The organism is Endozoicomonas acroporae (genome assembly GCF_002864045.1).
In the GTDB taxonomy this organism is placed as follows: Bacteria; Pseudomonadota; Gammaproteobacteria; order Pseudomonadales; family Endozoicomonadaceae; genus Endozoicomonas; species Endozoicomonas acroporae.
Map to the genome: position 1 here is coordinate 1 of NZ_PJPV01000220.1, position 3654 is coordinate 3654.

3 protein-coding genes are annotated in these 3654 nt (G+C 48.4%); all 3 read right to left on the reverse strand.

All coding sequences use genetic code 11. The annotated features are described in order from the left end of the window. Positions 1-3 precede the first annotated feature (3 nt). On the reverse strand, positions 4-546 hold the full coding sequence (locus tag CX664_RS26010) for a hypothetical protein (protein WP_146000298.1): 543 nt from the start codon (positions 544-546) through the stop codon (positions 4-6). Positions 547-605: 59 nt separating this feature from the next. Continuing rightward, on the reverse strand, positions 606-3245 hold the full coding sequence (locus CX664_RS24250) for an RAP domain-containing protein (protein ID WP_101749187.1): 2640 nt from the start codon (positions 3243-3245) through the stop codon (positions 606-608). A gap of 137 nt (positions 3246-3382) precedes the next feature. Continuing rightward, positions 3383-3654 (reverse strand): RAP domain-containing protein (locus CX664_RS24255; protein ID WP_146000299.1); only part of this gene is annotated, 272 nt, incomplete at its 5' end.

A 3654-nucleotide genomic window follows, 5' to 3' on the forward strand; every position in this document is an offset into this window, starting at 1 on the left:
ATTTCAGGAGAGGCGACAACTATGCTGACACAGGGGGTCCACGGGTTTATGAAGGGTAAAAACACCCGCTGAAGTAAATGAGTGAAGTGTTGTCGTCAGGCTTCGCCAATTCCAGCTCCGTGTTGCGGTAAAATTTTGCAGCAAGCGTACCAGCTGGCTTTGTTCCGCTCGATTTAACGGTCTTTTAGCAGTTGTCGTGTATTTTTTAATTGAACTGGCATATTGCCCATGTTTTTTCCCATCATAGCGATGACCGAAACGACCCGATTTACTCACCAGATCATCCATTATTTCCTGTTTGATGAGGGCATTAAAATCTTGAGTCGGGTTGACAGAACGGCGCACTAGATATTGAGAAGAGCATGGGCCTGAAGAATGGTAAAATTCATTATGCCACGGGGTAGAGTGGGGGGGGTTATCTTGATGTCTGACTGTACACTGTCTATACCGTCCACGCCTTGAAGCAGCAGCAGAGTTATCCGGTTGGTTGTAATCATTACCTGGTCTTGCGTATTTATCACTGATATCGGCAGAACTTCTATCCATAATTATATTTCATTAATTCATGAAAATATAAAAAGCAGACTGCTGTTCTGTTCAGAAGTTCATTTTGCGGAAAAGTTTACTTGAGTCATGATGGGAGGCAGGCGATTACTGGCTGTTCTTTTTCTTCTTCTCTTCTTCTTCTTTTTTGCTGGGTTGGTTTGCTTTTCTAAATGTTCTTCACCAGTCACGTATGCAGCATCTGCCCACCCTCTATTAAATGATACAGAGCCATGCTCCTGTGGGGGGATGCCTATTCTGGTCTTTATTTGATCAATATAGGGTTTCATTAAATCCTGATTCCAAAGCATGTTGGCCGGGATTTCAATGACCTCAAATCCTGATTTTTTCAGCAGTGCGATTTTCAGCAGAGTCGAACCATTCCTGGTGTTGAAATCACCATTCACGTAATGAAAGGGGCCCTGAACTTCAATCACCATGTTGTGATCTGGCAGAAGCAGGTCAACCGGAGGTAATGAGTTCAGGCTCTTTTCTTCTTCGATCCGCAAAGATGGAATGCATGATTGGAGTTGATCGCGGAAGTCGGCCTGGATTTTTGAAATGGCTTTCTGGTAATGGCGGACGACCGGACACGCTCTGCCAAGCCAACTTGCGGCCATGATCATGATGGATCGACCCTCTTTATTATCTGGCGAGGTATTTTCCAGGCGAGTCAACAGGTCATCCATGTGCTTTTCAAGCACGTTTTTATTGGCATTGGAGTCTAGAGCCAACCTGGCACAGCATACCATGACTCCCCAGAGAGACATCGATATCTCTTCCTGAGAAAACTGCAGGTTCTTACGGATTCGATAGACAAGCGATTCGAACACAGAGGTAGCCACGTTCAGTTCAACGAGTTCACCCAGTTTGGCCGTGGCCCACAGCAGGTTGGCAATACTCTGGGCATTAAATTGGTCTTTTTGTGAGTTCACGAGGGGCAACAGCGCGACTACAGCTTCGTTGAGCCCTGGTGTTGGCTCCTGCCCGTTGTCCGCTAGTTTCGCCGTGGCCCACAGCAGGTTGGCAATACTCTGGGCATTAAATTGGTCTTTCTGTCCGTTCACGCAGGTCAACAGCGCGGTCATCGCTTCGTTGAGCTCCGGTGTCTGCTCGTACCTGTTGTCCACCAGCTTTGCCATGGCCCACAGCAGGTTGGTGATATGCTGGGGACTAAATTGGTCTTTCTGTGCATTTACGTGGGGCAACAGCGCAGCCACAGCATCTTTGAGCTCTGGTGTTTTCTTCAGCCCTTTGTCCACCAGTTTCGCTATGGCCCACAGCAGGTTGGCGATATGCTGAGGAATAAACTGGTCTTTCTGTGCGTTCACCTGGGGTAACAGCACGGCCACGGCCTCGTTAAGACCTGGTGTCCGCTCCAGCCCTTTGTCCACCAGTTTCGCCATGGCCCACAGCAGGTTGGCGATACCCTGTGGTTTAAAGTGAGCTTTCTGTGCGTTCACGTGGGACAACAGCGCGGCCAGGGCCCTTTTGAGCTCTGGTGTTGGCTCCTGCCCGTTGTCCACCAGTTTCGCCATGGCCCACAGCAGGTTGGCAATAGCCAGGGCATTAAACTGGTCTTTCTGTGCGTTCACGCGGGGTAACAGCGCGGCTACGGTCTCTTTGAGTTCTGGTGTACGCTCCTGCCCGTTGTCCACCAGTTTCGCCATGGCCCACAGCAGGTTGGCAATAGCCAAGGCATTAAACTGGTCTTTCTGTGCGTTCACGCGGGGTAACAGCGCGGCTACGGTCTCTTTGAGCTCTGGTGTCCGCTCCTGCCCGTTGTCCACCAGTTTCGCCATGGCCCACAGCAGGTTGGCGATATGCTGAGGAATAAATTGGTTTTGCTGTGTGTTCACATGGGGCAACAGCGCGGCCACGGCCTCTTTGAGCTCTGGTGTACGCTCCTGCCCGCTGTCCACCAGTTTCGCCATGGCCCACAGCAGGTTGGCGATATGCTGAGGAATAAATTGGTTTTGCTGTGCATTCACATGGGGCAACAACACGGCCACGGCCTCTTTGAGCTCTGGTGTACGCTCCTGCCCGCTGTCCACCAGTTTCGCCATGGCCCACAGCAGGTTGGCGACACCCTGAGCATCAATATCCCTGGGTGGAGGTATTTGCTTGCAGTTAAATATTATTGAATCAAATAGCGTTGACAATAAGTTAGCCTGAGTAAGTTTAACTCGCGCATCCATGGGTTTATGAAGAGTAACAACACCCGCTGAAGTCAATGAATGAAGTGTTGTCGTCAGGCTTCGCCAATTCCAGCTCCGTGTTGCTGCGAAATTTTGCAGCAAACGCATCAGCTGGCTTTGTTCTGCCCGATTTAACGGCCTTTTAGCAGCTGACGTGTATTTTTTAATTGAACTGGCATATAGACCGTGATCTCTCCCATCATAGCGATGACCGAAACAATCCGATTTCCTCACCAGATCAACTATTATTTCTGGTTTGATGAGGGCATTAAAATCTTGAGCAGAGTTTACTGAACGGTGCATTAAATATTGAGAAGGGCGTGTGCCGGAAGAAGGGTGAAATTTATTACATCCCGGGGTAGAGCGGGGGTGAGTATCCTGCTGTCTGACTGTGGCATGTCTGTATCGCCCACGCCTTGAAGAAGGGGCATGGCCATTCGGTTGGTTGTAACCGTTATCTGATGTTGTGTATTGACCACTGATACCAGCAGAACTTCTATCCATAATTATATTTCATTAATTCATGAAAATATAAAAAGCAGACTGCTGTTCTGCTCAGAAGTTCATTGTGCGGAAAAGTTTACTTAAGTCATAGGCGATTACTGGCTGCTTGTTTTCTTCCTCTTTGCTGGATTGGTTTGCTATTTTGAATGTTCTTCACCAGTCACGTATGCAGCATCTGCCCACCCTCTTTTAAGTGATACACAGTCATGACCCTGTGGCGCGATGCTTACCCTGATCTTTATTTGATCAATATAGGGTTTCATTAAATCTTTCTTCAAAAGCTGGTTAGCCGGGATTTCAATGACCTCAAATCCTGCTTTTTGCAACAGTGCGATTTTCAGCAGAGTCGAACCATTCCTGGTTTTGAAATCACCACCCACGTAATGAGACGGACCCTGAATTTCAATAA